The sequence below is a fragment of the Vibrio gangliei genome (genome assembly GCF_026001925.1).
Classification (GTDB): domain Bacteria; phylum Pseudomonadota; class Gammaproteobacteria; order Enterobacterales; family Vibrionaceae; genus Vibrio; species Vibrio gangliei.
In genome coordinates, this window is the sequence record NZ_AP021871.1 from 57,965 (window position 1) to 81,964 (window position 24,000).

General features: G+C 39.0%; 34 protein-coding genes. 29 read left to right on the top strand and 5 right to left on the bottom strand.

The features are described from left to right. The first annotated feature begins 38 nt into the window (after positions 1–38). Both Vgang_RS16705 and Vgang_RS16710 read left to right on the top strand, forming a co-directional pair. On the top strand, positions 39–1,196 hold the full coding sequence (locus Vgang_RS16705) for a toprim domain-containing protein (RefSeq protein ID WP_105903554.1): 1,158 nt from the start codon (positions 39–41) through the stop codon (positions 1,194–1,196). Between the two features lie 58 nt (positions 1,197–1,254). After that, complete coding sequence (locus Vgang_RS16710) at positions 1,255–2,085, top strand: restriction endonuclease subunit S domain-containing protein (RefSeq protein ID WP_105903553.1); 831 nt, start codon at positions 1,255–1,257, stop codon at positions 2,083–2,085. Between the two features lie 34 nt (positions 2,086–2,119). Here Vgang_RS16710 and Vgang_RS16715 read toward each other — a convergent pair whose 3' ends face one another. Next, positions 2,120–2,671 (bottom strand): porin family protein, encoded by a 552-nt coding sequence (locus Vgang_RS16715; protein WP_105903552.1) that lies wholly within the window; start codon positions 2,669–2,671, stop codon positions 2,120–2,122. A 199-nt stretch (positions 2,672–2,870) separates the two neighbouring features. Between Vgang_RS16715 and Vgang_RS16720 the strand changes: the two genes are divergently transcribed. Further along, positions 2,871–3,515, top strand: a complete 645-nt coding sequence (locus Vgang_RS16720; RefSeq protein ID WP_105903551.1) for a hypothetical protein — start codon at positions 2,871–2,873, stop codon at positions 3,513–3,515. 29 nt (positions 3,516–3,544) lie between these two features. Here the strand turns inward: Vgang_RS16720 and Vgang_RS16725 are convergent, their stop codons facing one another. The 3 genes from Vgang_RS16725 to Vgang_RS16735 all read right to left on the bottom strand — a co-directional run bounded on the left by Vgang_RS16725 (position 3,545) and on the right by Vgang_RS16735 (position 5,376). After that, positions 3,545–4,339 carry a site-specific integrase gene (locus Vgang_RS16725; protein ID WP_105903550.1) on the bottom strand — a complete coding sequence of 265 codons (795 nt, stop codon included), beginning with the start codon at positions 4,337–4,339 and terminating at the stop codon, positions 3,545–3,547. A gap of 370 nt (positions 4,340–4,709) precedes the next feature. After that, positions 4,710–5,072 carry a hypothetical protein gene (locus Vgang_RS16730; protein ID WP_105903549.1) on the bottom strand — a complete coding sequence of 121 codons (363 nt, stop codon included), beginning with the start codon at positions 5,070–5,072 and terminating at the stop codon, positions 4,710–4,712. Between the two features lie 19 nt (positions 5,073–5,091). Next, complete coding sequence (locus Vgang_RS16735) at positions 5,092–5,376, bottom strand: H-NS family histone-like protein (RefSeq protein ID WP_105903548.1); 285 nt, start codon at positions 5,374–5,376, stop codon at positions 5,092–5,094. Between the two features lie 209 nt (positions 5,377–5,585). Between Vgang_RS16735 and Vgang_RS16740 the strand changes: the two genes are divergently transcribed. Further along, complete coding sequence (locus tag Vgang_RS16740; RefSeq protein ID WP_105903547.1) at positions 5,586–5,951, top strand: helix-turn-helix domain-containing protein; 366 nt, start codon at positions 5,586–5,588, stop codon at positions 5,949–5,951. On the opposite strand, the gene Vgang_RS16745 is transcribed toward Vgang_RS16740, so the two are convergent. Then, entirely contained in the window at positions 5,935–6,189 is a 255-nt protein-coding gene (locus Vgang_RS16745) for a hypothetical protein (RefSeq protein ID WP_105903546.1), read from the bottom strand. The genes Vgang_RS16740 and Vgang_RS16745 overlap by 17 nt on opposite strands. 150 nt (positions 6,190–6,339) lie before the next feature. Here Vgang_RS16745 and mobH point away from each other — a divergent pair, with 150 nt between their 5' ends. From mobH to Vgang_RS16870, 25 genes are all read left to right on the top strand, one after another. Continuing rightward, positions 6,340–8,628 carry a MobH family relaxase gene (gene mobH, locus Vgang_RS16750; protein ID WP_105903545.1) on the top strand — a complete coding sequence of 763 codons (2,289 nt, stop codon included), beginning with the start codon at positions 6,340–6,342 and terminating at the stop codon, positions 8,626–8,628. A 331-nt stretch (positions 8,629–8,959) separates the two neighbouring features. Continuing rightward, complete coding sequence (locus Vgang_RS16755) at positions 8,960–9,892, top strand: hypothetical protein (protein WP_105903544.1); 933 nt, start codon at positions 8,960–8,962, stop codon at positions 9,890–9,892. Next, positions 9,889–10,170 carry a hypothetical protein gene (locus Vgang_RS16760; protein WP_105903543.1) on the top strand — a complete coding sequence of 94 codons (282 nt, stop codon included), beginning with the start codon at positions 9,889–9,891 and terminating at the stop codon, positions 10,168–10,170. The genes Vgang_RS16755 and Vgang_RS16760 overlap by 4 nt, the downstream gene beginning before the upstream one ends. A gap of 5 nt (positions 10,171–10,175) precedes the next feature. After that, a complete protein-coding gene (locus tag Vgang_RS16765; protein ID WP_105903542.1) occupies positions 10,176–10,394 on the top strand; it encodes a hypothetical protein in 219 nt (72 codons plus the stop codon). 13 nt (positions 10,395–10,407) lie between these two features. Continuing rightward, positions 10,408–11,010 (top strand): hypothetical protein, encoded by a 603-nt coding sequence (locus Vgang_RS16770; RefSeq protein ID WP_105903541.1) that lies wholly within the window; start codon positions 10,408–10,410, stop codon positions 11,008–11,010. A 7-nt stretch (positions 11,011–11,017) separates the two neighbouring features. Continuing rightward, positions 11,018–11,884 carry an AcaB family transcriptional regulator gene (locus tag Vgang_RS16775; RefSeq protein WP_105903540.1) on the top strand — a complete coding sequence of 289 codons (867 nt, stop codon included), beginning with the start codon at positions 11,018–11,020 and terminating at the stop codon, positions 11,882–11,884. 669 nt (positions 11,885–12,553) lie between these two features. Beyond that, positions 12,554–12,964, top strand: a complete 411-nt coding sequence (locus tag Vgang_RS16780; protein ID WP_105903539.1) for a hypothetical protein — start codon at positions 12,554–12,556, stop codon at positions 12,962–12,964. Between the two features lie 14 nt (positions 12,965–12,978). Next, positions 12,979–13,968, top strand: a complete 990-nt coding sequence (locus tag Vgang_RS16785; RefSeq protein WP_105903538.1) for a hypothetical protein — start codon at positions 12,979–12,981, stop codon at positions 13,966–13,968. A gap of 9 nt (positions 13,969–13,977) precedes the next feature. Further along, positions 13,978–14,793 (top strand): hypothetical protein, encoded by an 816-nt coding sequence (locus Vgang_RS16790; RefSeq protein WP_105903537.1) that lies wholly within the window; start codon positions 13,978–13,980, stop codon positions 14,791–14,793. Between the two features lie 8 nt (positions 14,794–14,801). After that, entirely contained in the window at positions 14,802–15,386 is a 585-nt protein-coding gene (locus Vgang_RS16795; protein ID WP_157946049.1) for a transglycosylase SLT domain-containing protein, read from the top strand. Continuing rightward, a complete protein-coding gene (locus Vgang_RS16800) occupies positions 15,383–15,979 on the top strand; it encodes a PFL_4695 family integrating conjugative element protein (protein ID WP_105903535.1) in 597 nt (198 codons plus the stop codon). The genes Vgang_RS16795 and Vgang_RS16800 overlap by 4 nt, the downstream gene beginning before the upstream one ends. 67 nt (positions 15,980–16,046) lie before the next feature. Continuing rightward, on the top strand, positions 16,047–16,652 hold the full coding sequence (locus Vgang_RS16805; RefSeq protein ID WP_105903534.1) for a hypothetical protein: 606 nt from the start codon (positions 16,047–16,049) through the stop codon (positions 16,650–16,652). A gap of 31 nt (positions 16,653–16,683) precedes the next feature. Further along, positions 16,684–16,881 carry a hypothetical protein gene (locus tag Vgang_RS16810; protein WP_170066862.1) on the top strand — a complete coding sequence of 66 codons (198 nt, stop codon included), beginning with the start codon at positions 16,684–16,686 and terminating at the stop codon, positions 16,879–16,881. A 304-nt stretch (positions 16,882–17,185) separates the two neighbouring features. Next, a complete protein-coding gene (locus Vgang_RS16815; protein ID WP_105903531.1) occupies positions 17,186–17,386 on the top strand; it encodes a hypothetical protein in 201 nt (66 codons plus the stop codon). A gap of 21 nt (positions 17,387–17,407) precedes the next feature. After that, positions 17,408–17,539 (top strand): hypothetical protein, encoded by a 132-nt coding sequence (locus Vgang_RS16820; protein ID WP_264923656.1) that lies wholly within the window; start codon positions 17,408–17,410, stop codon positions 17,537–17,539. 412 nt (positions 17,540–17,951) lie between these two features. After that, on the top strand, positions 17,952–18,626 hold the full coding sequence (locus Vgang_RS16825; RefSeq protein ID WP_105903530.1) for a single stranded DNA-binding domain-containing protein: 675 nt from the start codon (positions 17,952–17,954) through the stop codon (positions 18,624–18,626). Between the two features lie 81 nt (positions 18,627–18,707). Beyond that, positions 18,708–18,893 carry a hypothetical protein gene (locus Vgang_RS16830; protein ID WP_105903529.1) on the top strand — a complete coding sequence of 62 codons (186 nt, stop codon included), beginning with the start codon at positions 18,708–18,710 and terminating at the stop codon, positions 18,891–18,893. A 98-nt stretch (positions 18,894–18,991) separates the two neighbouring features. Then, positions 18,992–19,282, top strand: a complete 291-nt coding sequence (locus tag Vgang_RS16835; protein WP_105903528.1) for a hypothetical protein — start codon at positions 18,992–18,994, stop codon at positions 19,280–19,282. A 294-nt stretch (positions 19,283–19,576) separates the two neighbouring features. After that, positions 19,577–20,167: a hypothetical protein gene (locus Vgang_RS16840; protein WP_105903527.1), complete on the top strand. Its 591-nt coding sequence runs from the start codon at positions 19,577–19,579 to the stop codon at positions 20,165–20,167. Further along, positions 20,167–20,418 carry a hypothetical protein gene (locus Vgang_RS16845; RefSeq protein WP_105903526.1) on the top strand — a complete coding sequence of 84 codons (252 nt, stop codon included), beginning with the start codon at positions 20,167–20,169 and terminating at the stop codon, positions 20,416–20,418. The genes Vgang_RS16840 and Vgang_RS16845 overlap by 1 nt, the downstream gene beginning before the upstream one ends. Before the next feature lie 88 nt (positions 20,419–20,506). Continuing rightward, positions 20,507–20,995, top strand: coding sequence for a Mov34/MPN/PAD-1 family protein (locus tag Vgang_RS16850; RefSeq protein ID WP_105903525.1), 489 nt, complete (start codon positions 20,507–20,509; stop codon positions 20,993–20,995). 92 nt (positions 20,996–21,087) lie between these two features. Beyond that, complete coding sequence (locus Vgang_RS16855; RefSeq protein ID WP_105903524.1) at positions 21,088–21,582, top strand: JAB domain-containing protein; 495 nt, start codon at positions 21,088–21,090, stop codon at positions 21,580–21,582. 73 nt (positions 21,583–21,655) lie between these two features. After that, the gene (locus Vgang_RS16860; RefSeq protein WP_105903523.1) at positions 21,656–22,120 is read left to right on the top strand and encodes a JAB domain-containing protein; all 465 of its coding nucleotides are present in this window, start codon (positions 21,656–21,658) and stop codon (positions 22,118–22,120) included. Positions 22,121–22,197: 77 nt separating this feature from the next. Further along, a complete protein-coding gene (locus Vgang_RS16865) occupies positions 22,198–22,623 on the top strand; it encodes a hypothetical protein (protein WP_105903522.1) in 426 nt (141 codons plus the stop codon). 506 nt (positions 22,624–23,129) lie between these two features. Next, on the top strand, positions 23,130–23,960 hold the full coding sequence (locus Vgang_RS16870) for a hypothetical protein (RefSeq protein WP_105903521.1): 831 nt from the start codon (positions 23,130–23,132) through the stop codon (positions 23,958–23,960). Positions 23,961–24,000 lie beyond the last annotated feature (40 nt).

A 24,000-nucleotide genomic window follows, 5' to 3' on the forward strand; every position in this document is an offset into this window, starting at 1 on the left:
CAAGACAACGTGCTTTGCACAAAACTAAGGCTACAACTATGAATAAATTAGAGTTATTTAAACTTCAAACTAAAGAAATTAAGCATTTAGTTTCCGGTCAGTGGACTAGCGTTTTGGCAGCTCTTGCGCCAGAAGTAAGCGATGCTGCTGATGGATTTACTGGAATGAAAAGGCCAGCAATTAAGTGCCCGTATCACGCTGCAAAATCGAAAACATCATTCAGGTTTTTAAAGTCTGGTGATGAAAATGGTGCTTGTGGTTGTTATACATGTGGCATTTGGAAAGATGGCTTTGAGTTCCTTATGGAAACTAAAGGAATAAACTTTAATGACGCAGTTCGTATGGTAGGTGAGCAAATCGGATATAGATTTGATTCTGCTTATGACACTACCAAACTGAACGAGCGCCTAAAGAAACAAGAAGCAGCGAAAAAGCAAAGGGAAGCGGAGCAGCGTAAGCGTGATGAAATAGAACGCAATAAGCAACTCCAAAAACTTTGTGACATGTGGGCTGATGGGTATTCACTTGATGCCCCCGAGTCGCAACCTGCAAGACAATATTTTGTAAATAGAGGTTTAGGCAATGTAGGGACTTTGCGTGGTGAAGTTATTTTTCACCCAAACTTACCTTACTATGCTGGTGAAGATATGGAATTAGTTGGTTACTTCGGATGTATTTTATCTCAAGTAAGAAACCCAAAGGGGCAACCAATTCGTATTCATCGAACCTACATTACAATGGACGGTAAAAAAGTCACTCATAATGGCGAGTCAGCGAAAAAGCTAACTCAGGATGTTCCGCTTATTCCTTTAACCGGTGCATCAATTCAACTTTCACCGGCTGGCACTAAAGTGCTTGGGGTCGGAGAGGGGTTGGAAACCATATTAGCTGCGATGGTAGCAACAAAAATGCCAGTGCAATGCTGTATTAATGCGGAATTACTAAAAAGCTGGACACCAGCAAAGGGAACCGAGTTTGTCTTTATTTGGGCAGACAAGGACGTTAGTAAAACCGGAATAAATAGAGCAAAAGAGCTACAAGAGAGACTAAACAAGTTAAATATCAAATCGCAAATCTGCGAACCACCAATTCCTATTCCCGATGGGGAGAAAGGTGTTGACTGGGCAGATGCTTACAATGAAATGGGTATAGACGCATTTCCTGAAGAAGCGATTAACTGGTATAAATACTTATAACTGAATGCGGGGTAACACCCGCATTGTGCTTTGCACTAAACACAAGGAATACTAAACAATGCTTTTATCAATGGCAGAATTACAGAAGCGTAAAGAGCTCGATATGAAGCTGTTCTATGATAACTACCAGCTAGTATGGTCAGTAGATGGAACCAAGTTTCAAGGGCGCATTAAGCTTTCAAAAAGTCGTGTTAGACCTATTGAATTAATGCTCCATTGCTACCAAGTTGTTTGCGACATATCTGTTAAGTTGGGCAATCACATAAGAAGAATGCCACCAACATTAAACGTCACATGTAATGTTGAGCTAACAAACAAACACGAAGAAGTATATGGGTTGATGGATCTAGTTACTGAATCAGTATCTAACATTAAAACTATCGAAGTGTTAATAGCGTTGGCTTATTCAGCTCAGCGTAGAGCGACATTTAAGTATGATGAGTGCTTGTACTTGGCCGACATTGAGAGTTATCCAGTGTTCCAACAAGATGAGCAGCATTTGATGTTTGCGTTAACTACAAAGCCCCTTGCTATCAATAAGGACAAAAGCTTTCTAGCAAAACACCGAATCTCACCGCACTTTATATATCGATTTATGCAACGGCATTCAGGTTTTGATAGGTCGCGTAATGCGATTGATCAAATTATCAGAATGCTTGAAACAACTGACTTCAAGATAATAAATAAGCCTGATGGTAATTTTATGGAGTTAATCAACGAGAAGACTGGCTATGCGTTTGTCGCATGTAAATTCAACAAGCAAGAAACGCTACATAGACTTCTTTTGGTTACATTGAAGCGTGACTACTATGATTTTGAGCCCGTTAACTCTTACTTTGATGAGGAATTAGAAAAGTTTGAGAAATTGGTTACGATCATTCCAATATAAATAAGGCCGCTTACTCGCGGCCTTGTTTTTCAAATTAAAAACGATAAGTCAATCCGACACGCAAGCCGTCTGCTTTTAAATCCATGCCATTTGTTGAGGAATCCAAGTAGTTCAAGTAGTCAGCATTGATTGAGAAACTTTTGAACATAATGAAATCGATGCCAGCGCCATAGGCAAAATCACTTTCTTTAAAGTCACCATATTGCTCAGAATCGATATGTGTTTTACCGGCACCAGCTAGTACATAAGGGCTGATAGAGTAGTTTTTTGAAAGCTTAATCGGGTATTGGGCTTTCATAAAAATCGTATATGAGCTTTCGAGCTTAACGCTGCCATACACTGAATTATCATCATCAATACCAGCAAGAACATTGCCCTCGATGGCCACGTAATCATTAAAATTCCAACCAAGAGTTGCACCTGCTACCCCTAGGTTATAGTCGGCATCACCAATCTTAACCTGCATTGGTGAATAACTTACACCTATGTAAGCAGGAAAATCCCAATCCCACTCCCATTCCGTTGCTTGTGCAGTACCGCCAACACAAGTTAGAGCGATAACTAAAAATTTAAGTTTCAATTTCATTTTTTCGACCTTTATTCCTATGTCCCCATGGTTTTTTAAATGATACGGGCATTGGGCTGATAGGTTAAAAATAGGCGGTTATAAATTATATGTTGCAAAAACAACCTATCAAGTATAGATTTATTTTATTGAATCAAAAGCATCGCGCACAACGAAATTGCGGAACAAAAGATTCAAAGAGGAATGAAAGGATTTTCTGGTGATTAAAGATAACGAGATTTCATATAGCATAAAGGTATGCCATCCAGTTCCCAGTGAGCTTATACATCAGCTTAATTGCATTCTTGGATTCAAAAAAGGTGGTTATTACTTTGAATTTAATGAAGAAAATGGGCGGCTAATTATAGCTCAAACGCACAATGATAGCTTTTTTGTTGACTGGAATACCTTTGAGTGCAAGGTGTTAGAGGCTGCGAAAATTGCTGCATTATTGCTTGATTGCGAACACAAAGAACGCAGGTTAACTCAATGTGCGTTTCACATTCTTGAGCGATTCATGAAGGTCACTAAATATCACAAAATCGAAAATCCATCATACCCTTTGAGCTTTGACGAATTGCAAGCCATCAAAAGCGGTACTCACATCGAAGTAGCAATAAGGAAAACCGCCAAAAACAAAAATCCTGAAACCAAAAAGGCTTTTGTGCTGACTAAAGTTTCTCGCGGAGAATCACTTTATTCTGCGCTCAATGGAAACATTGACGATTACTCAACTGAAGCGATTAGGAACCCGTACAGCATTCAAGATGAACCAAAATTTGCTGTCTTTTTGGATGAAAAGAAGGGACGCGGGAAGAAGAAACTGCACTTAATTCCAATAGATAGACTGAAAAAAAAACTATAAAAGAGGCCGCGATTTAGCGGCCATTTTTTTTATTGATTGTAAGATAGCTGCCCGACAGCAGATCTTAATTCTTCTTCCTCTGAGCTTACGTAAAGTGTTGTCGCATCGAGACTTTTTTGACCTAACAAGTCTCTCACTTTTTCGGGAGTACACCCACCTCGCATAACCGCATTAGCAAAAAACTTCCTAAATGAGTGCGTACTTAGCGGGTAGTTTAACCCAAGCTTTAACTTTACCTTTTTTAAAATATTGTTCGCGCCATTGGTGCTAATTGGTAGGTTCTCACTAAAATGATGCTTATTTGGAAATAGCAAGCCAGCAGTAATTTTTCTCTTATCCATGACGTTCTGCACAATTTCTCTCATTTCATCATTTACAAAAATTGTGACCATTGAGCCTTTCTTGGCTCGAGACTCAATTGCTTTAATCTCGGCTTCTGATAGCTGGTCCACACCTTTTTCTTTCAACCTTTTTTTCGTTAAGCGCGTTATGGCCATATTACAGGTTTTTTGCTGTGACAACGAAAAGCTATCAACGAATTTCCCAACTTCATTATCGTAAAAATCTTCAACCGTGAGCCAAGAAGCATCACTAAAACGAAGACCGGTTAACGCAGCCATGTGGAAAATCTGATACAAGGTTTCATTCTGTTTATAAACCTCATCAAAAATCGCATTCAGTTCCTTAACTGATTTTGGTGGTATGCTGGGAACCTTGGACTTCTTTTTCTTTGAAATGACACTGCCATTATCAAACTCATTAACAACCGCATCAATGCGCTTAATTTTACGCTTTTTAACGCTACTTGAGGCTTTTACTGCCATAAAAACCAACCTTATATAACCAATTGAAAAACAAGAATTTATTTAAAAATTCACCCCTCTAGTTGCTTAAATATAGCATACTTTTACTTGTAATACTTGCTAGTATTACAAGTAAATACCATAAAACCCAAATACACCAAACCAATGGCATTGATTTCCTTTTTTATTTTATATGTTACCGCGTCACAATAGTTAAGAGTAGTTACACCGTCACACTATTTTAAGGGGTGGAAATGGGTTAGATAGTGACAAAAGCAATCAGCAAAAAAAACCCACATCAAAAAATGTGGGCAACCCATAGAAGATCTATGAAAATAGGAGTTATAAATAAGGATGGGGTATATGTAGCTCTGTAACGAATCTCGAATTGTTATTTTTTTTCTTCTTTAATATTCTCACCAGTTGATTCAAGTAAGCATTCTAAAGATAAATAAGCAGCCTTGGCATTAATATATGCCGACTGTTCTTCTTTATTGGCTTTAGTGAAATCAAAGGTTTCTATAAATCGCTTAGCAACCGGTCGCAAGTCCTCAATTAAACTTTTTATATTTTCATCAAGGTTTCCATCAGATGCAGAAATAATTGATATATACCGAGATAAATACTGCTCAATTTCATTTTTTGGTTCATTTCTAACGCCCATCAAAAACTCAGTATTAGCATGACTCAAGCCTCCAATATTCTGCAGCAATTCACGCAGCTCATATTCCGAAATTGATTTATAATCACTCATATATCACCACCCAATAAAATCAATTACCTATAATTGTTTTGATCTCACTTGATGAAACACCTTGCTCTTTCAATTTCTGAATCATTTCATCGACAAGGGCTTTTTTTCGCTCTTGTTCTTCGCTCGCTTTTCTCAGCTCGTCAACTCGATCACTAAAAATTCGCGTTAACTTCTCTTGCAGCTTTGTGACTGCACCTTCATCCAAAGATGCAATTGCTCGCTTTACTCTCTGAGAAGATTTCAAAACAGCTAGATCACTATTAGAGCCCGCTTTTTTTGCTACAGAACTGGTTGTTGCGTTCATATTCACTCCAAATTCAAATATCGATTTCAGATCAGCAATGTACCAACTCTTTGAATAATCCAAAAATTTAGGTGTTCTAATCTCAAAATACTCAGAATCAGATTACTCTTGTGGCGATCTAATTCTCAGTATTGAGAAAAAGCATACAGATGCCCTACATTTAATGGTGCTTTTGATAAGATGTATGAATAACTGATCAATAAAATGGAATGAAATTGTCAGTGTTAAGATCAAAAGAATACGTAGAACGAGTCTACAAAGAACAGCGCAGCATAGAAAAGGCTGCCAAATATTCAGGCGTAGCCTATCCAACATTTTGGCGATGGCTGAAGCATTATGGAATTGAAACAAACAATGTTGGCTATACACCTGTTGAATCTGAGTTTACGGGCAGCGAGTGTCGTGATTTAAGGAGAAAGGCGGGTTTAACAATTGATCAATTATCTGAGCAGTCAGGAGTTAACCGCACATCTATTATCAACTTCGAATTAGGCAAGGCAACCATTAGAAAGAAAACCATCATCAATCTTCAAGCATCTCTAAATGGCTTACTCCCTTTCAACAGTAACGCTTAGCTTTATCAAACAGAAAGGAAACAGATTTGACATAGGCAAGTGCGGTAACTGACGCCAGAACCGGCAAATCACCATGAATAAAATACACCAATGCAAGAGCATATAAACCTGAAATGGCTGTGAATTTAAGCGCATGTGATACACATAGAGCGGAAACCAAGTATATCAGATACACACCTACCGTACCAAGTAATGATACCGCGAAAACAGCCTCAACCGGTGTTACTAGCAGATCCATAAATACCTCCACCCAATATAATACAAGTATTATGCACCAAACAAAGAACAATACAAGTATTACGTGCCTTTTACCGCCTAAATTACATTATTCGAACCACCTAAAATACCATGCTCTAATCTGTTTAAGCCTATTTCTGAGTAGAGCATAATGAGCATTATTAGAAAGATATTCAAAGACAAAAGTTCACCTCAACAATCACAGCAAAGCATAGGTACGAAGCAATTTACTACACCTATTGACGGCTGGTTTCTATCTGCACCAACAAGTTTTTGGAAGGACAAATTCGCTCATCAGATAAACTTAATCCGAGAGAAAGTGCGAATGAGCAACACTCACAGGAATATCTACTATGAGCCAGTGCTAGAGGCCATCATAAGCTTTTATCAAGCTCTACCGGCTTCTGAATATAACCACCATAGTCACAGTGGAGGGATGATAGAACACACCTTGGATGTAATGAACACAGCTTTAATCTATAAGCTCAATTTCTTTTATTCAGAAAGTGGCAAGGAAACGGACGTTGAAAATGAGTCAGATGTGTTTGCCTATGCCTGTTTCATTGCTTGCGCGTTGCACGATATAGGGAAGATAGTTACTGATTTGGATGTAGTGTACAAACCAATAGGTAGCGAAAAAGTAAAAGTATGGTATCCACTAATTGAAGCTCTACCGCTGAACTGCCATTACAAATACAGGTACAACCCTTTACGTCAGCATAAAACGCACGTACTAGCTTCACCTACGATGTTTACCCACATTGTGCCGCCCGAAGGTATTATCTGGATTAAGTCGTACCCTAAGTTATTCCAGTTCCTAATTAACACTCTTGCTGGAAATTACAAGGCTGGTGGGGAGATTGCGCAAGTATTGCAATTTTCCGATCAGGACTCAGCAAGTCGCTCAATGCTTGAAGGTACAAATATTGAAGCAAAACGAGAAGCAAATGCACCGTACTCAAAAGGTAAGAAATCAACAGCAGATATAATTGTCTCTATGATCAGACTTGCCATTGAGTCGAATGAAGTGCGCGTTAACGTTGCTGGTGGCGCAGTTTGGGTGGTGGATGACAAAATTTATGCAGTATCAAAAGTCATTATTGATAAAGCTCGCTCTATGGCCGCGCAAGCTGGCTATACGGCACTGCCAGAAAATACGGTTGCTCTGTTCTCAATGCTTTGTGATGCGGGTTACTGCGAACGCCATCCGATCACCAACGATATTATTCATACTATTCACATTACCATGCCTAATTCAGCAAGCGAGGCATGGAAATCTCAATTAACATTTCTAGTATTTAAACGTGAAGCATTAGATCCTAACAACACACTGAACTTGGCAAATGCTAATGCTATTTTAAAAGACAATACAGCCAAAGATGGTTACAAAGCGAAGAAGTCAGCAAGTGAAACAGGAGAGGAGCACAAGGCTGAATCTACACCTATTACTGAGACTAAGAAGGAATCTGAAACAGCAGCGAACCCATTTACGTTAGACCATTCATCTCTATTCTCGCAAACTACGAACAAGCCTCAACCAGAAACGAAACCACTGTCTGAGGTAATAAAAAGCTCACATAGCACCATCACAGTGCCAACCCAAAAACCCGCTAAAAAGACCAACCCCTCAAAGTCAAATGATGCAGAGGCCAAGACCTTACAACCAGAAACCAAATCAACAGAATTAAATTTAAACCCCTTTTATTCAGCAAAGCTCGAACCCAAAAAGGCACAAGCGCAAGCAACAGGCAAGGGTGAACAGGGAGCAAGTGAGTCTGGTCACGAAGCAAAAACCACAAAATCGAAAAACAATAGTAAGGACTCAAACGTAGAAACCGTAAAATCAACCGGTACTAACACTGATAGAAGTAATGGTAGTTATGATGGCAGCAAGGAAAATCTACAAAAACAACTGAGCAAACCAAAATCGAGCAAACTATTTATCCCAAGCTACCCAACAACAGAAAAGCAATCACCACCAAATCCATTTAGTAAAACACTAAAAGGAAACATGTCATTGCAAATGTTCATGACAAGCAAAAACATGGACGAACAAAAGGAGTTTGCCCTTTCCAACACACCAAATGCTAAAGAGTTCTCTGAATGGATAAAGGGGTCAATTGAAGAAAAGGTACTCACATATAACATGCTACATAGGTACAGTGAGGTTTATTTCATTCAAGAAGGTGTTTTCATCTGTATGCCAAACCTTATTCACACCTACAACAAGCAACAAAATAAAAGAATCGACTCCTCATCAATGATAAACGCACTAACCAAGGAGAGAGCTGTTCATATCGGAACAACGAAAATAAGAACAATGCTAATGAAGAAAAGGGAACTAAAGGGCTTAGTATTGAAATACGAACTATTCAATGACTGGTTGGTAAGCAATAACATTAAAATAATAGAATCGAACAAATATGTCATAGTGGCTTAGCAACAATTCCATAGCAATTAAGCATATTTAACCAGATTTAATCTCAAAAACCTTTCATCATGTCAATACCGACAGATTGTTAGGTTTTTTTGTGTCAAAGGAAAGTCATGCTCATGTTAGCTATTTTCAGGGTGATTTTTTTAATAAAAGTAAGGATAAATATATTAATAAATAAACATTAGGTGACTCACGTCACACTTTTATTTATTTGGTGGTTAAAAAATCACAACGCATCAACCTAATCAATACAATTTAATTCATGAATGTGACAGTCAAATTGATTTAGCAATTGATAGTCAAATTAACTATCAAAGCATCATGGATTTCGAAAATGAACGACTCAAAGGCAATTAACAAAAAACTTACTAGACTGGTGAGTAAACCTAGAACAATAGCGAATAAAATTTCTATTGCAGCGTGTTTATATAGATTGAAGACAACTCAAGTCGATCAGAGATTGTCATATTCTCAATTTTGTTCGATGGGTTCTTATCGGCAGCATATTTCACGAAATACATTCAATAGATATATTCACCTTAGCAGGTATGCTGATATTTTTTCAGAACGTGTTTACGTAGAAACAATTGCTGAACTAGAAGCGTTCATGTGCGAGTTTGTTGATATTGATTTTGAGGACATTGAGGAAGCTGTAAAAAGCTGCGCAACCTTACATACCGCACCTACGCTAAAAATAATTTCTGAGAAGTTAAAAGGGCGCTCATTCAATGCAAACGTCCAATCTCTCATTAATTATGCAAACGATATTTTGCCCGCCTCTGGCTTGTGCATAGTTCAAAATGAATCAGCTCAAAATAGATTTGTTGTTAACTTAGACAAAAGCATTTGCGATGAGATCGTTTATAGAAACTCAGCAACCAATTCAAAAGAAGGCAACCTAAAAACATTTTTATCAGACTTTGTTGCTTTATATATCTTCTTAATTGAAACCTCTGGCGTTCTTTGTTTCAGGAACACTTATTCGGAGTGTTTAAGGCTAAAGCTAACACCGTACATGGATATTGATACAAACAATCAGTTTGAAATCGTTCCATTAACTGACGCCCCAGAACGCCAATCACCAAAAATAATCGTCAACCTTTGGCGTCAGTTTTTTACGATTCTGGCCAACTCAATGCCTGATAAAGATGAGGTTCTACCTTTGGCCGATCTTAACTACGAGCAAATTATTTGTAATTACATGCAAACAACCAATCGAATCAGAACGCAAGACAAGATGCTTGAAATATCAAGGAGATTTCAATGATAACTAGTCAAGAAGTAGCTCTGGACGCGATCACGACTTTAGATTTGATTCGCTCTGAAGCACTAACAAAATCAGCATTTGATTACGTAAAAGCTGCAAAGCAAATTCACGTTGAACCTGAACTTTTCCAACAATTTCTAAGGGTCAATCTATCAATCGATTTGGTCTACAAAGGAATGGCAAATTTGCCTAACCCTAAAGGGCACCCGTTTATTTGCAGTGAAAATAGACAGGCATTTTTCGAAAATATTGTTAAAGCAAGCTTAGATATGGAGTAGCAAACATGTTCAGCCCTAACATTCAAATCAAAATCATTTTATCTACGGTTGGAACGGTAAGATCTGCATTATATGTCAAAGACACCAAAACAATTGGCTTATTGAACTTAACAGAAGAAACCGCAAAAAAAATTGTTGGCACCGTAGATGAGATCGTTAAATCCGGTGACTTGAGCCAGCTATTAACGAACTCAATCATAAAGAAAATTTCTATATTTTCGTAATGAGATTTTAAACATGAATGTAGATACGCTTCAGCTTATCACCATTAAGCAACTAAATATGCTCTCTCTTTTCTTTAGTAAATCCATTAAAGAGTATCAAAGACGCAGCATAGAATGCTTATACGGGCTAAACAGAGAACACTACTTATTGCTATCAAATTGTACGTTAAGGCACGAGCTTATCATTGCCTTGAACCACTACATTTCTAACCATCAAAAGCTGCCTTTACTGAACGAAAACATTGCACACTTTATGACGGAATATGAGCACATAATCAGTGTAAACATCTTGATGGAGGACTGTCTAAATTCTGGGATTAAGCGCCAAACCGCCATCAAAATTTTTAAACCAATACTTAGATGCAATAAACGCACTATAGCCACATTTTATTCATCTGATTTCCTCGATAGAGGAAAGCGCAAGCTTGGTATCGCTGATGAATTTCGATTAGTTGAGATCATCAAATCCGAGTTTGGCACACACAGAAACATAGAAATTGAACGTCTGGAATACGCACGATTTTTGTTAAAACTATCAAAAGTTTTGCTGCACTATCCAATCGCGACAATTGAAGCAACTCTAAATGAACACCAATACAACTTCATATTAAGGTGATAACACAATGGAAAAAGATAACTTACTTGAGTCTGAACACCTAGGTGGGACGATTGTTTTTGATGATGACAATCTCTTTGATAAAGTCGCGATCAACAAGGGGCAAAAAGCAAAAGGCAATCTTGGTTCTATTGAGCTTAAAACTAGCTTCTACACCAACATAGCCATCGGTCTTTATAAAGGCGAAGAAAGAAAAGAAAACAAATTTGCACGAGCAGGTTTAACAAAGTTTGATGACATTCTACGCCGAATCGAAGATGCCGCAGCTAATGATGACCCGTTTGCAGATCAGGTTATTATGGATATTCACGCGAATATTTTGGAAGCAGAAGAAGTCTTGGCCTCGGCAGATCAATATCTCAAACAATTAGCTCAAGCCAAATTTAGAAACGTTTCTGGCTCTATCAAGCAGCCGAAAAAAATGTCAGTTTTCGATGTGCATTTACGCACAAATATCGGCTTGCACGTCTTCTGGATGCTGCGTGATGCTGATGAGATTATTCGATTCAATTTGTTCCAAAAAGCAATCGCAATCATTGACGAAGCTGCAGCAAGAAACGTGAACCTAACAGTTGCAAATGCGTTCTGGAAAATCTACTCGAATGTGTTCCGCTGGCACCCAACCGGTATCACACGAGCAGAGCTAAAATCAAACACGCAACGCGCACAGCAAGCAATTGAAGAAAATAAAAGAATAACACTAACGGAAGGTGTTCTTGCAGGAACAGAGCGTTCAACGTTCGCACCTAAACTGAAAACCAAGCCTGAAGAAGATGTTCGCCCATTACTTTCACCAGAAGAACAAGAGCAGGTGGTGAAAGAAAAAGTTCAACAGCGAAAAGAAATAATGGAAGAAAACCCATTATCAAAATAAGCAAACTCCTCCCCAAAAAAGCGAGTGAAAACTCGCTTTTTTATTGCATATAATTCGAATCAAATTGCACAAACTAAACATATCAAAATGCACAAATAGCGAAACTGCAACGCTGTCAAATTGAACAAACTAGACTATTAAACCAATTATCAAATTGCACAAATTATAAAATATTACCTAATATTTCATCTTAACTACTGGCTATCAAATTGCACAAATTGCGGTGTCAAATTGCGCAAACCAATATATCAAATTGCACAAATCTATATATCAAATTGCACAAACAACACGTATCAAATTGCACAAACCAACCCTATTTAAAATTAATTATTTAAAATAAAAGTTAAATAGCTTGTATGGATAATCCTTTGTATGGATAATCTTTCGCAGGGGAGTGTTATACCCCTGAAAAAACGTAACACCCTTGATGCCTATTAGTAGGTATCGGTGCGAATCATATTAGAACTCATCCCGAATGAGCTTCTATGCACTTGAAACCATGATTCTACTGAAAACATTTCTTTAATTAGAAATCCAATGAGGCCAACTGGTTTATAACTAGTTGGCCTTATCCTTTTCTGCATTCTAATAAACCGCCTAAATTAGCCAGCCTAATAAAATCCAGTTTTAATGTGCCAACATCAAAACCAATTATCAGGTAGGGTAAAAATGCAATTTAAAAAATCCATCATTCCATTATTAGCTTTGCTTTCAGCATCATCATTCGCTAACGCGCAAAATGTTTACATTGAAGACGGGCTAAGCTTGGTAAAAGTTGGTGCAGATAGTCGCCAAGAAGATCCAATTTCAAATATTTCATCAATTACCTTTCCAGCGTCATTAATCACAATCGGCCAAGCTGTAAATTACTCATTACTACCAACCGGTTACGACCTAGAAGATCGCACAAAGTTTGATCCTGAAACACGCACGGTACTCATGAGAAAGATCCCACGCACCCAACGTAAGTTTGAGTACACAACCATCGAGCAAGTCATTCAAGCATTAGTTGGTAATAGCTTTGCCATCAACAAAGACAAAGTATCACGCACCATTTCAATCGAATACAAATCTAATTAATCGGATTAAAGACAATGAGCAAAGATAAGAATCAAGATAAAGACTTTGACGTTCTAAACGAAAAAGTAGATCCAACAATTTCACTTAACGATTTGGATACGGCAAATACCGAAAGCACTGGCACACACACAAAACAAGAAGATCCAAACACCGCAGAGCAAAACATCAGTGAAACTAAAACCAATCCAGAGCACCAGAGTGGAGAAACCAACACGGAAGAACCAACTAGAGAAAATGAAAACGCAACTGACATTAGGAAGTCGAGCGATAGTAATAACCCCAAATGGCGTTGGAATTTTCTTAACACAATTCTAAGTCTATCTGCATTGGGTGCCGTCAGCTTTTTAATTCTAGTTGGGAACCCACTCTCATCTAAATCTGACACGCAGGTAGCAAGTAACAACATCAAAGACATTTCTAAATCGGTAACTGCGTTGCGCGGGGAAGTTGGACAACTCAGTAACAGCATCAAATCAAAAGTGGACAACGAAACATTTCTCAAAGAGCGCCAGAAAATTGAATCTCAAATCACCGAAACAAAGCAAACACTTTCGCAAGTGAGCCTTGCTATGCGTGAACAACAAAGCGCAATTGAAAAGCTACACGCACCATCAGGGTCAGAGCTTTCTTCATCTGAACTAAACGCAATAAAAAACGATTTACGAAACTTAACAGCCAAGCACAACGAAGTCGCACAGAAAGTTGCTTCTGCAGTTAACAAATACAATCAATTTATCGAAACGCAAAAGAAGAAATCAACCAATTTGAAATCATCAGTTCTTCTTACGCAAAGTGAGATAAACAAGTCACTAAACGGCAGCTCTTTACTCGGTATCAATGTGACCAATGGAATCGCTCAATCAATCTTCAACGATCCGAAACGTGGCGCATACATAGCAGAGGTCGGTGAGCAAGTGGGGGACTTAACAATCATTAAGATCACACCTGACCGAGTGGATGTGAAAAGCAAAGCACACAAAATTGGTTCACTAATTGCCGAGTAAGGACAAGATATGAAATTGACTTTAACCAAATCAAAAGCAGCCACATTAATCTCGACACTAATTCTGTTTGGGGCACCAAGTATCGCGAATGCCGCTAAGGTCGTTACAACCGAGCAAACATCCACTAGCTCTGATACTCAACTTGAAAGCATTGATGTGAACGGATTTGGAATTGAGCTGAGCGAAAAGGACAAAGCCATTGCCGAATCATTCTTATTAACCAATGAAGAAATGGCTAAGTTCAAATACATCATGGAGTACACACCTAGAAAATACTGGACACCAAACATCAGTCCAATTGTTGCTCTTGGTGCCGAGGCTAAATCAGACGAGGAACGCAGACACTACGCAGAGCTTGCGTACAAACTAAAAGAAGAACGAGAAAAGAAAGAGCTTCAATTCGCAAGAATTGGGGTGCAGGTAGAAATGGAGCACAATGAAGTAATGCGCTCTTGGAAAAGCAAAACTACAAGCAAATTTGGTTTTGCCGAACAGCTTCCTGAAAACAAAACATCTCTTACTAGCTTATTCATAAACGCGGCCAACTGTGACGCCAGCAAAAAGTGCAAAGAGTTTGTTTCCGATCTAGTGCTATCGAACTCAACCAACAACAAGCTTGATATTTACTTCAAAGACTCAAGCAACAAACAGATTACTGATTTTGCTTATAACAACGGCATTAAGTCATCAGCAGTTTCATCCGGTTCGATCACCTTGAACATAGAGAATGGTGAAATTGCCAATAGCAAATTAACCAAATACAAGATTCCTTTTGCTGTTACTCAAAGCAATCAAGGCTCACAAATAATCGAACTGAATAAGTGATTCTTGTCATGGCCATACTTAGATTTGGAAAATCAAAAAAGGCGATCACAGCAATTACAGCAATCGCCTTATCGATAAGCTGCAGTGCCACCGCGCAATCGGCTGTACCGGTAGGCTTCCAAAAAATCGCACACCAATGCAACGTACCACCTGAAGCATTGTATGGGATTGCGTTAACTGAAACTGAAACCGGTATGGCCAATGGCTCATCCTCTGTTTGGCACTACTCATTAAACTGGAAAGGGAAGTCATATCACTTTGCAAGTAGGGAAGAACTATATCAGTTCGCCCAAAAGCTCATCAAAAAGGGCTACCAATCATTTGACGTTGGAATCATGCAATTAAATTGGTACTGGCAAAAGCATAGGGGTTACACACTATGGGAACTCACGGATATTCGGACAAATATCGAAGTGGCTTGCGAGGTTCTAAAGGAGGGCTACAAAGCTCGCGGAAATTGGGTGGAAGCAGCGGGTTACTACCACAATCCATCAGTTAAAAAACACTATGATCGCTACATGCGAATTTATAAAAAGAAAATCTCACGTCTTGCCGATCACAACCAATTACTAGCTGAGGCTTCAAATAAATGAAAACTCCAACAACAAAACCATACACTCTACTTCTAACACTTTGCCTAGCTTCACCATTCACTCTGGCAAATCAAGTTCAAGACATAACCGGTAGCACAGCAACCCTGCGCACGATGGACATTGGCACCGCCATTGGCAATGACAAGTACAACGAAGCACTCATCAAGATAAAGCAATCCCAAAACACCGAAATCGCAATGCAAATGGCTAAAAAGGTAGAAGCGGGCGAGGCATCAAAAGAAGAACTCATACAGTCAATGGAAAAGATGGTCTTTCCTGTACAGACAAACTCGATGAGCTTAAACGCTTCAGCCCAAACAGAACGTAAACCAACCAAAGCGACTCAGCCTATTGCGGTCATTGGTTCCGACACATACTCAATCAATTGGCTAAACACCAACATCAACGAACTCCAACGCCTAGGTGCAATGATTGTCGTGGTTGAGGTTCGAGACTTAGAAAGCTTCAACAAGGTAAGGGCAGGCATCCCGAGCAACATTAAAATCATACCGGCCAACGGCTACCCATTAACCCAAACCTTTGGTGTTACCGAGTATCCAGCACTAATAACCAGTAAAGGAATTTATCACTAACATAACACTTGTATTATATAACACAAGTATTATAATTCATTTCATAATCAATTGAGCGAGGTTGAATATGAAATACTTTCCAATAGTCCCATATAACAAGACACAGCTTTGTGTATCAAACGCTATCGCCAAGATGCTCACACGCAATAAAGTGGCCGAGAACGGTTATGCAAAGGCTTTTTTTAGAGAGTATTTCAATACATCCAGCCCAACAAAGGTAAAGCTGAAAGCGCTTGTTGAAGCGGAAGACACAGTTCCAAAAATGGTGAAGCGCATCGATGACTTCATTCGTTCGAATGGCACCAAGAGCTACCACATCACCACCAGCTTTAAAGAGCAAGCGTTTCCTTGCCTAAATGTTCAAACTGAAACTCGCTTTGAAAACCACACAGATATGCTTCACGAGCGTGATTCAAAAGCCAAATCGAAATTGGAGTCCATCACAATGGATACGGTAGAAACCATCAAGAAGATCATCACATTCATCCCGTTTAACCATTTAGCCGAGTGGGTGAACAATATGACAGGGGAGCTAAGTGAGTCTGAAATAAAAGATATTCTCTACCACTGGCTCATGAAACATAGCCACGCTCACTTAATTCCACCAATGGGAACTCGCTGCAGCTCTTACGAACTAGCACAGACCATTGCTCGCGAATATTTTGAAGATTAAAACCACCAGCAGTTTGAATTACAAGGCACAAATGATGAACACAAAAGAACTTGAATCGCTTGCGAGCGCTCTAGCTAACGCAGCAGTAGAAAGCGAAAACCAAGGCATCGAACAGTCATACAACGTCACACACACCGTAATTAGCAATTTATGGGCTTGCCTACCAACAGAGCAATTCAAAGCATTAAATGAATTATACGAGGCCAAAATAGCCCATGTTCGCAAGTAACACATAGCGAGTGGGGATTATTAAATTGGTGGCAACCAACTATACTTGATAGGTTGTTATGATAACAAAACAGGCAACAGCAATTAGGAAGGTGAAAGCATGGTAATGGCGAAATTACATATTATTTGTGGCAACTGTGGATGCAATGACATGTTTACGTTCAGCATAGATTTGACTGGCCATGACATAAGTGACGTTGAACGAAAGTTCAAGCCAGCCGTTTTAATTAAGTGCCGTAATTGCTCAACCATTCACGACTTAAATGACACCATACCTGAAGAAATCAAATAACTCGGAGGAACACATGGCTAAAAAACTCACACCGGCTCAAGAAAAAGCATTAGAATCGCTGAAATCACTCAATAAGCCTGCAACAAGCCAAGATATAGGTACGCAAATCAAAACACTTCAGGCACTTGAAAAACTGGGCTTGGTCGTGCTGGTGGAAGATAAAACAGCTCAAGGTGGCCGCGAGTGCGAAGCAATATTATGGACTGCATTATAAAACCAAGGAGTAACGCACCCCATGAAACCATTTTTCCTCAAATTAACCGGTGCCATTGTTCTGATTGTCGTTATTGTCTATTTCTCAGCTATTATGCTTGGTAAGTGGGCAGATATGATCGGAATCCAACCCGAACACTTTGCCATACCATAACCATAATAAGACCTGGCAATAAGGTGATTTGCTTTTGTTTCTATCAGAAGCAATTCACATTGTTCCCTAATTTCGCAGATTATTACCGTGGTAATAATGCGCTTTATTGACAATTATTCCCCCCTGTGCAAAATTAAAGACTCAAACACTCACTTCTCTCTCGGGCACTCTTAGAGAAGCGTTTTAGCCCATACCACCAGCCTTTCTTGGCAACTCCCTATGTCCTCCTAGGACTAACCAACAGTATTCCATACACAACCATCAGGCCAATCAGATTATTTCTGTGGCTTGTTTGCGTTTTGCTTGGTGTACGCAACCCAACATCAAAGCCAGTCTTACAGCAACATAGCTGTAGGTTTCTTTGTTTTGATTACCCAATCGAAATTTATTTCAAAACTAAAAGGTACTTACTATGAATACTTTCAACCACAACTCAGGCATCGTTGGCGGTTCCGTTGTTAGCAAAAAATTCAACGAACAAGCTGGCCTATCTAGTGTCTGGTTACGCAAACCAAATAAGAACGGCAAAGACACATTCATTGAGATCCGTCTTGATGGTGTTCTTCACGCCAATATTAATGATTGGTTATTAGTCCAAGGCCAAGTGAAAAACCAAAATAAAACCACTTTCGTGGATGTTAAGGTTGATTACGGCATTCTTGGTGTGGCCACCGGTCAATCAGAGCTTCAAGTTAACCAATTCCAGTTATCTGGTCTTGTTAGCAAAGTTGATTGCTCGGGTGAGTGGGCTTCAATTAGCCTAGCCGCGAAAACCACACAAAAAATTGGAAATGAGTATAAAGATGAAACGCAATGGGTAAACCTGCGCATTAAATCTCAACGAATTTCCAAGCTAAACATTGCAAAAGGTGACTTCCTGTATGTTGATTGCGCCTGCTCTACGAGTAAGTACAACGACAACGAGGGCAAAGAGCGTGTTTCATATACGTTCTTTATCAATCGTGTGCTAACGCATAGTTCTAAAGCGAAACGGGCACCAGCTCAACCGCAGCAGTACCAAAACGCACCGCAGAACAACCAGCAATACAACCCTGTAGGTGGTAACTTCACTCCACCATCAATCTAATTGATTTAGTCAAAGTCAATTTCATCCCAACAATGGGCGCATCTGCCCTTTGGGGTGGATGCGTTTTTTAAGGACGCGGCCATGCCAAATCAAACTAAATTCGATTTAAAAATATCAAAGCAAATTTGCTATTTCACTGACAGTGCTTGGTGGGAACTATTTGATATTGAATCAGGAGAGGTAATTTTCGAGGGCGAGTCATACAAAGAATGTAAAGCTCACTTCGATACACTTCCTCAAGAACAGTACGAGTTATTACCAAATTAAGCTAGATACATAGCTACCGGTAATAAAACTCAATACTAAAACCCTAATGGGCACATCTGCCCAAAGGGGCTAATGTGCCCAAATCAACGGAGTTCCCTATGAACTTTTATTACTTTTGGTGTGCATTAACAGCACAAAACACCTTGAACACCCTCATGTTATGTAAAGGCAATATTTGGAAAACATCTGTGATTTTGATTTCCGAATCAATGGGAATGTTTGTCTTTGTGAATACCATTTGTCTCGCATTAAAAGTGGCGGTATTGAGCAGCGCTCATAGAGATATTTTTGACGCATTGCTTGCAGCTTACATAGCGATTCAATTAGTAACGTCAATCAAGTACATGATTGATTTTCGGTATAACAAAGAAGTCTATTTGTTAGCTTAACACTTACAAGGGGTAAACCATGACCTGTAAAAACTGCGTGGATAGTATTTGTCAAAACAAGTGCGCTCCACCAACCACCATTCAAGTATGTGATCGTTGCAATCAAAAGGTACACACCGGCAAGGAATTTGTTTCCGATGGTTATACTGCTTTTTGTTCGAACTGCGATGAAGACCTATACAGCATAGAGATCAAAACCATTACTCAGTAATGAATCTGACTCAAACAAACCCAATCGGGATACATAGCCCGAAAGGGGTGGTGTATTCCGAAATTTATTAACGGAGATACACCATGAACAACCTAACCTCAAACGTTGCTATCAAATACTATGTTAAACAAGCGCTATATTTCTCGAACCGCTTTAAAGGTATCTGCTTATTTGAAAAAGCACTGGATTTATCTTTCGAGCCAAAGTTTAAGTTTATAGATACTTCGATTTATCATTTGTTTGTAGGCATAAATGAGCACAATGCGACCTACGAGACATTCAATCACATTAACCAACACCTAGTGGTGATGGGTCATGAGCCCCTCATTGATATGAATGAGTTGTTTAATGCTTGTCCCGAGATCGAAACATCAATCAAAGAAGTATATGCCTACTTAGATTTCGACCGCGCTTGTGCGGCAAACGACAAGCAACCGGTTGAGTTTACTAAGTGGCTTTTAAATAAGAATGTGTTGAATGATATTAACACTGCCGATGTAAATGCTTTATCCAATGGCATTAATGCAGATATTTGGCTTGATACTACAGAACAGGGCACTCCTGAACTGCTGGTTGAACAGCAAATAACGCAAAGAGCCATGAATAACATCCATAAAGCACTAAGTGAGCTGCTGGTGGATACATCAATTAACCATTTAAACGAGGTTATGTAATGAGCTTATTTAAAAAAACACCAATACATGAAGATGAATTCGAATATGAATTCAAATGCGGACTTGAAAAACCAAAAAAATATGTGGTTTTTGAAATGGCCGAACCATACGCACATGGCGGAATGCACGACATCATCATCTCTTTTGATGATTTCGAAGAAGCAAAAGCCTTTGCTATAAACCACCACGAACTTTGTCAAATTGTTGATCGGGATACTTGGCTCTTTGTTGAAGGTGACAAGTATTACTAAAACAAATTTATAACAAACACAGTAAGGCTCTACATCTAGGGCTATTACTGACCAACCGCGCTTGTCGCAAAACTAATGGAAACTGACTATGAAAAAACTCCAATCAAAATCTGGCATCAGCAATGAAGCTGGTTTTAGCAATAGCAATCAAGCAAATCCGAACAATGTGTTGTCACTTGAGCAGCGCTTGTTCGAGAAGCGACTAAAAGACAATGGGCAAGCATTGACTACCCCTGTTCTAGTTAAAGAGTACCTTGGCACCATGCAAGGAATCTTTACTCATGATCGCTTTGTTATGATTGCATTAGGAGAAAAAAACGAACTAATCGGCTCAAAGGCTGTAAAGGTAACGGGATATTCGTTCGAGGGGTTAAACGACTTTATGAAGGACAGTAAAGTTAAATTTGCTTGTCTTGCACATAGTAGTCGGTTACTACAATCAGATACGAAAACTCACATCCAAGCTATCAACCAAAAGGCAAGAGCTTTCCTTGGCACAGTTGACGTAACTTTCTTAGATCACCTTATTGTTTGTGAGAAAGAGATTATTTCACTGGTCGAGAGAGGGCACATGTAAACAAGTTTGCCGCTAGGTTAATAACTATTACAACCATCCGTAAGGAGATCACACTCCTTGCGGGGTGTGATCTTATAAATTAAGGACACACCATGAGCACCGATTTAAAATTACACATCAACGACCAATTACTTGAAGTGAACGAAGAACTTGTTTTGTATTTAACAGAGCAGATTTACTCTAAAAAATTACGAGACAAATCAATTAAGCTTACTTCACCAACAAAAACTAAGCAGTTTATTCAAAAACAAGGATTTACGGATAAAGGGTATAAGGCGCTGATTTTAGATAATCAACACCATGTTCTCTGTATTCATGAAATTGAGGTATCTGAAGCAGACGTTCATTCAATGGACATGCGGCCACTTGTTGAAAAACTACTAACTGAAAACGGTAACGCAGTCATATTACTGAGCTGCCAACCAAACACAGATTGTGCATCAGTATCTACGGATACTGACCTAAAGCTGGCCAATCACATCAGGAATAAACTGAACCTAATTGATTGCAGAGTTTTGGATTGCATCATCGCATCAAGCGATGACATTCATTCTCTAGCAGAAAGAGGTTTATTTTCTGTTCATTAATTCATATCAATTTAAACCCCATAGGGACTCACACTCCTTATGGGGGTGTGATCTCAATTAAAGGAATCACACCATGAAAATTGAAGAAACACTAAGTGTACGTGAAGACGAAGTTCTATATCTTGCCCGTAATATTTTCGAGCAAAAAATCAGGAACGAAAATCTTGACTGTACATCACCAGAGCAAATCAAAGGCTACCTACAAACAATTCTCAGAACGGCTGAGCGTGAACGTTTCGCAGTAATCCTGTTAGATGAAAATAAACAGTTCATCAAAACAGATATTATTTTTGAGGGAACAATCGACAGCGCATCAGTTTATCCAAGAGAAGTGTTAAAAGTTGCCCTAAAAGGCAAAGCAAAAAATATAATTCTTCTGCATAACCATCCGAGCGGTGTTAGTGAGCCATCACAGGCTGACAGGACAATCACCAGACGGTTAATCGATGCACTAAAACTCATCGAGGTTAACGTAGTTGATCACTTCATTATTGCAGAGGATGAAATCACTTCATTTCGTGAACGTGGCTTCATTTAAGCAATAACTTCAACCCCACAAGGGATTACTCCCTTGTGGGGTAATCCCTTTTATCTAACGAACAAAAGGGATACATCATGGGATTTTTCTCATTTACTACTTGTGACACACAAGAAAGCATTGCCAATGTTTATAGCAACCACAAAAACGCAAAGAGAACGATTTATTTACTTCAATATGATGGAAGTGAACCTATCCCCATTGATGGCTATGAGGGCTACGGCACTTATGGAAATATCAATGCTTATGCGTGGATTGGCAAACATAACATTGAACAAGCTATCGAGTTACTAGGTCTACCGGAAAAGGTCAGGGAACTGGATTTGTTTGAAGATACAAAAGAGCTTCATGGTATTGGGCTTAAATTGTTCAACAACCACTTAGACCAACTAAGATACCCACTGAAGTTCTCATACAATAAAGATGCTAACTGGCACGATTATGAGCCATCAAGAAACGATCCCGCTCAAGGATTCTTTCTTGGAAACAGCATTGAACTATAACAACAAAAACACACACGGATTTTTCCGTGTGTATTTTTTGTTCAACATTGTAGTTTCTTACAGAAAAAACACCGAATAGAACAAAAAAGGAATAGATATTTAGTAATTCTAAAGTTTTATTCTGCTAATATAAAAATGCCATTGATACTGTCAATGGCATTTTTTTGGATAAAATTCAGACGCAGGGGCATACTCCGACAAAATCATCGGAATAAAGAGACAAGCCATCTCCAAAATCTTAATAATAGTGACTGACGACTCTGATGGGACACAACCTTTTCGTTCAGCACATTATGAGCGGCAATCCCCTCTAAACGTCTAATTTTGGCTGCATTACTTACATCACTGATACTGTGAAAGTCGTAATAATAATTCATTGGACAAAAATTGGTTTTTCCAATATCAGAAGCATTTATATATTTAGCCATAAATCCCCAAAGCGGTATCCATAGAAGCAATACAATAAACATAACACAAGTATTATAATTCACAAAGGTTAACGGGTTATGAGCAATAGCCAAGATTGGTTTGAGCATTTTGCATTAGAGCAACACTTTTATAGTGAGCTTCAATCACTACGCCTCATTAAGACAATCGAAGAATGCACACCAGAATTTACAACGGTTGATAGCGAGGGCGGTAAAACCACCAGCGTTCCTCCTACATACATCCGTCAGATATACAAGGTTACACAAGAGCAACTAGAAGCATTAATGCAACTTTGGGAGCCAATAAAGGAAAACTGGATCACATTGATGATAGCAGAAGGTAAAAACCCGAAGCGCCTACCGTTACGATTTCCACAATTCATTCAAAATGTAGAAAACATTAATATTTCAAAGCACCCTGCATACTCTAGCCTTTTGTTAAACGGTATTGGTGTTACTCCTGTATGTCGTTACTTTCATGTAGAAATGGCTTACGCGGAAGAAGATAAGCTGGCCTTAAAGTCTATTGGAATTGAATCAACCATCAAAAAAATCAAACCAAAGGGAAAAGCCACTCAAATCCACCAGCAACCTAGCATTTTTTTGATGGCCAACCAGCTAGACCTTATTCAATATTTTTCCAAAATGACTGGCACCGAACTAGAAATAAGAGCAAGACGTGAAAGCGGCTCAGCGCATCGAGCCAAAGTAACCATCCAAGGTGAGCAGGGGATTGGAAAACGATACAACTTAGGTCTACTTATCTGTTCTGGTCAGTTCTCTGTCACATCTTACAAAAAACCATTCCGAACCAGAGCGCATAAAACCGAATTAATCAAACAACCCCTTGAGTTTGAGTGTAAGCTGCATGGTCAATACGTTAATTTTTTCGATAACGACAATCCATAATCCACACACTTATACACCAATATTGTGAATAAGTGTTGGT

Bases quoted from the DNA above. Each gene is read 5' to 3' on its own strand.
- Vgang_RS16795 (WP_157946049.1), top strand. From the start codon at position 14,802: ATGGCCATACTTAGATTTGGAAAATCAAAAAAGGCGATCACAGCAATT.
- Vgang_RS16705 (WP_105903554.1), top strand. From the start codon at position 39: ATGAATAAATTAGAGTTATTTAAACTTCAAACTAAAGAAATTAAGCAT.
- Vgang_RS16815 (WP_105903531.1), top strand. From the start codon at position 17,186: ATGGCTAAAAAACTCACACCGGCTCAAGAAAAAGCATTAGAATCGCTG.
- Vgang_RS16730 (WP_105903549.1), bottom strand. From the start codon at position 5,072: ATGAGTGATTATAAATCAATTTCGGAATATGAGCTGCGTGAATTGCTG.
- Vgang_RS16830 (WP_105903529.1), top strand. From the start codon at position 18,708: ATGCCAAATCAAACTAAATTCGATTTAAAAATATCAAAGCAAATTTGC.
- Vgang_RS16760 (WP_105903543.1), top strand. From the start codon at position 9,889: ATGATAACTAGTCAAGAAGTAGCTCTGGACGCGATCACGACTTTAGAT.
- Vgang_RS16870 (WP_105903521.1), top strand. From the start codon at position 23,130: ATGAGCAATAGCCAAGATTGGTTTGAGCATTTTGCATTAGAGCAACAC.
- Vgang_RS16835 (WP_105903528.1), top strand. From the start codon at position 18,992: ATGAACTTTTATTACTTTTGGTGTGCATTAACAGCACAAAACACCTTG.
- Vgang_RS16735 (WP_105903548.1), bottom strand. From the start codon at position 5,376: ATGAACGCAACAACCAGTTCTGTAGCAAAAAAAGCGGGCTCTAATAGT.
- Vgang_RS16845 (WP_105903526.1), top strand. From the start codon at position 20,167: ATGAGCTTATTTAAAAAAACACCAATACATGAAGATGAATTCGAATAT.
- Vgang_RS16860 (WP_105903523.1), top strand. From the start codon at position 21,656: ATGAAAATTGAAGAAACACTAAGTGTACGTGAAGACGAAGTTCTATAT.
- Vgang_RS16765 (WP_105903542.1), top strand. From the start codon at position 10,176: ATGTTCAGCCCTAACATTCAAATCAAAATCATTTTATCTACGGTTGGA.
- Vgang_RS16855 (WP_105903524.1), top strand. From the start codon at position 21,088: ATGAGCACCGATTTAAAATTACACATCAACGACCAATTACTTGAAGTG.
- Vgang_RS16785 (WP_105903538.1), top strand. From the start codon at position 12,979: ATGAGCAAAGATAAGAATCAAGATAAAGACTTTGACGTTCTAAACGAA.
- Vgang_RS16865 (WP_105903522.1), top strand. From the start codon at position 22,198: ATGGGATTTTTCTCATTTACTACTTGTGACACACAAGAAAGCATTGCC.
- Vgang_RS16770 (WP_105903541.1), top strand. From the start codon at position 10,408: ATGAATGTAGATACGCTTCAGCTTATCACCATTAAGCAACTAAATATG.
- mobH (WP_105903545.1), top strand. From the start codon at position 6,340: ATGAGCATTATTAGAAAGATATTCAAAGACAAAAGTTCACCTCAACAA.
- Vgang_RS16710 (WP_105903553.1), top strand. From the start codon at position 1,255: ATGCTTTTATCAATGGCAGAATTACAGAAGCGTAAAGAGCTCGATATG.
- Vgang_RS16850 (WP_105903525.1), top strand. From the start codon at position 20,507: ATGAAAAAACTCCAATCAAAATCTGGCATCAGCAATGAAGCTGGTTTT.
- Vgang_RS16840 (WP_105903527.1), top strand. From the start codon at position 19,577: ATGAACAACCTAACCTCAAACGTTGCTATCAAATACTATGTTAAACAA.
- Vgang_RS16755 (WP_105903544.1), top strand. From the start codon at position 8,960: ATGAACGACTCAAAGGCAATTAACAAAAAACTTACTAGACTGGTGAGT.
- Vgang_RS16715 (WP_105903552.1), bottom strand. From the start codon at position 2,671: ATGAAATTGAAACTTAAATTTTTAGTTATCGCTCTAACTTGTGTTGGC.
- Vgang_RS16780 (WP_105903539.1), top strand. From the start codon at position 12,554: ATGCAATTTAAAAAATCCATCATTCCATTATTAGCTTTGCTTTCAGCA.
- Vgang_RS16745 (WP_105903546.1), bottom strand. From the start codon at position 6,189: ATGGATCTGCTAGTAACACCGGTTGAGGCTGTTTTCGCGGTATCATTA.
- Vgang_RS16725 (WP_105903550.1), bottom strand. From the start codon at position 4,339: ATGGCAGTAAAAGCCTCAAGTAGCGTTAAAAAGCGTAAAATTAAGCGC.
- Vgang_RS16825 (WP_105903530.1), top strand. From the start codon at position 17,952: ATGAATACTTTCAACCACAACTCAGGCATCGTTGGCGGTTCCGTTGTT.
- Vgang_RS16790 (WP_105903537.1), top strand. From the start codon at position 13,978: ATGAAATTGACTTTAACCAAATCAAAAGCAGCCACATTAATCTCGACA.
- Vgang_RS16740 (WP_105903547.1), top strand. From the start codon at position 5,586: ATGAAATTGTCAGTGTTAAGATCAAAAGAATACGTAGAACGAGTCTAC.
- Vgang_RS16800 (WP_105903535.1), top strand. From the start codon at position 15,383: ATGAAAACTCCAACAACAAAACCATACACTCTACTTCTAACACTTTGC.
- Vgang_RS16810 (WP_170066862.1), top strand. From the start codon at position 16,684: ATGATGAACACAAAAGAACTTGAATCGCTTGCGAGCGCTCTAGCTAAC.
- Vgang_RS16775 (WP_105903540.1), top strand. From the start codon at position 11,018: ATGGAAAAAGATAACTTACTTGAGTCTGAACACCTAGGTGGGACGATT.
- Vgang_RS16820 (WP_264923656.1), top strand. From the start codon at position 17,408: ATGAAACCATTTTTCCTCAAATTAACCGGTGCCATTGTTCTGATTGTC.
- Vgang_RS16805 (WP_105903534.1), top strand. From the start codon at position 16,047: ATGAAATACTTTCCAATAGTCCCATATAACAAGACACAGCTTTGTGTA.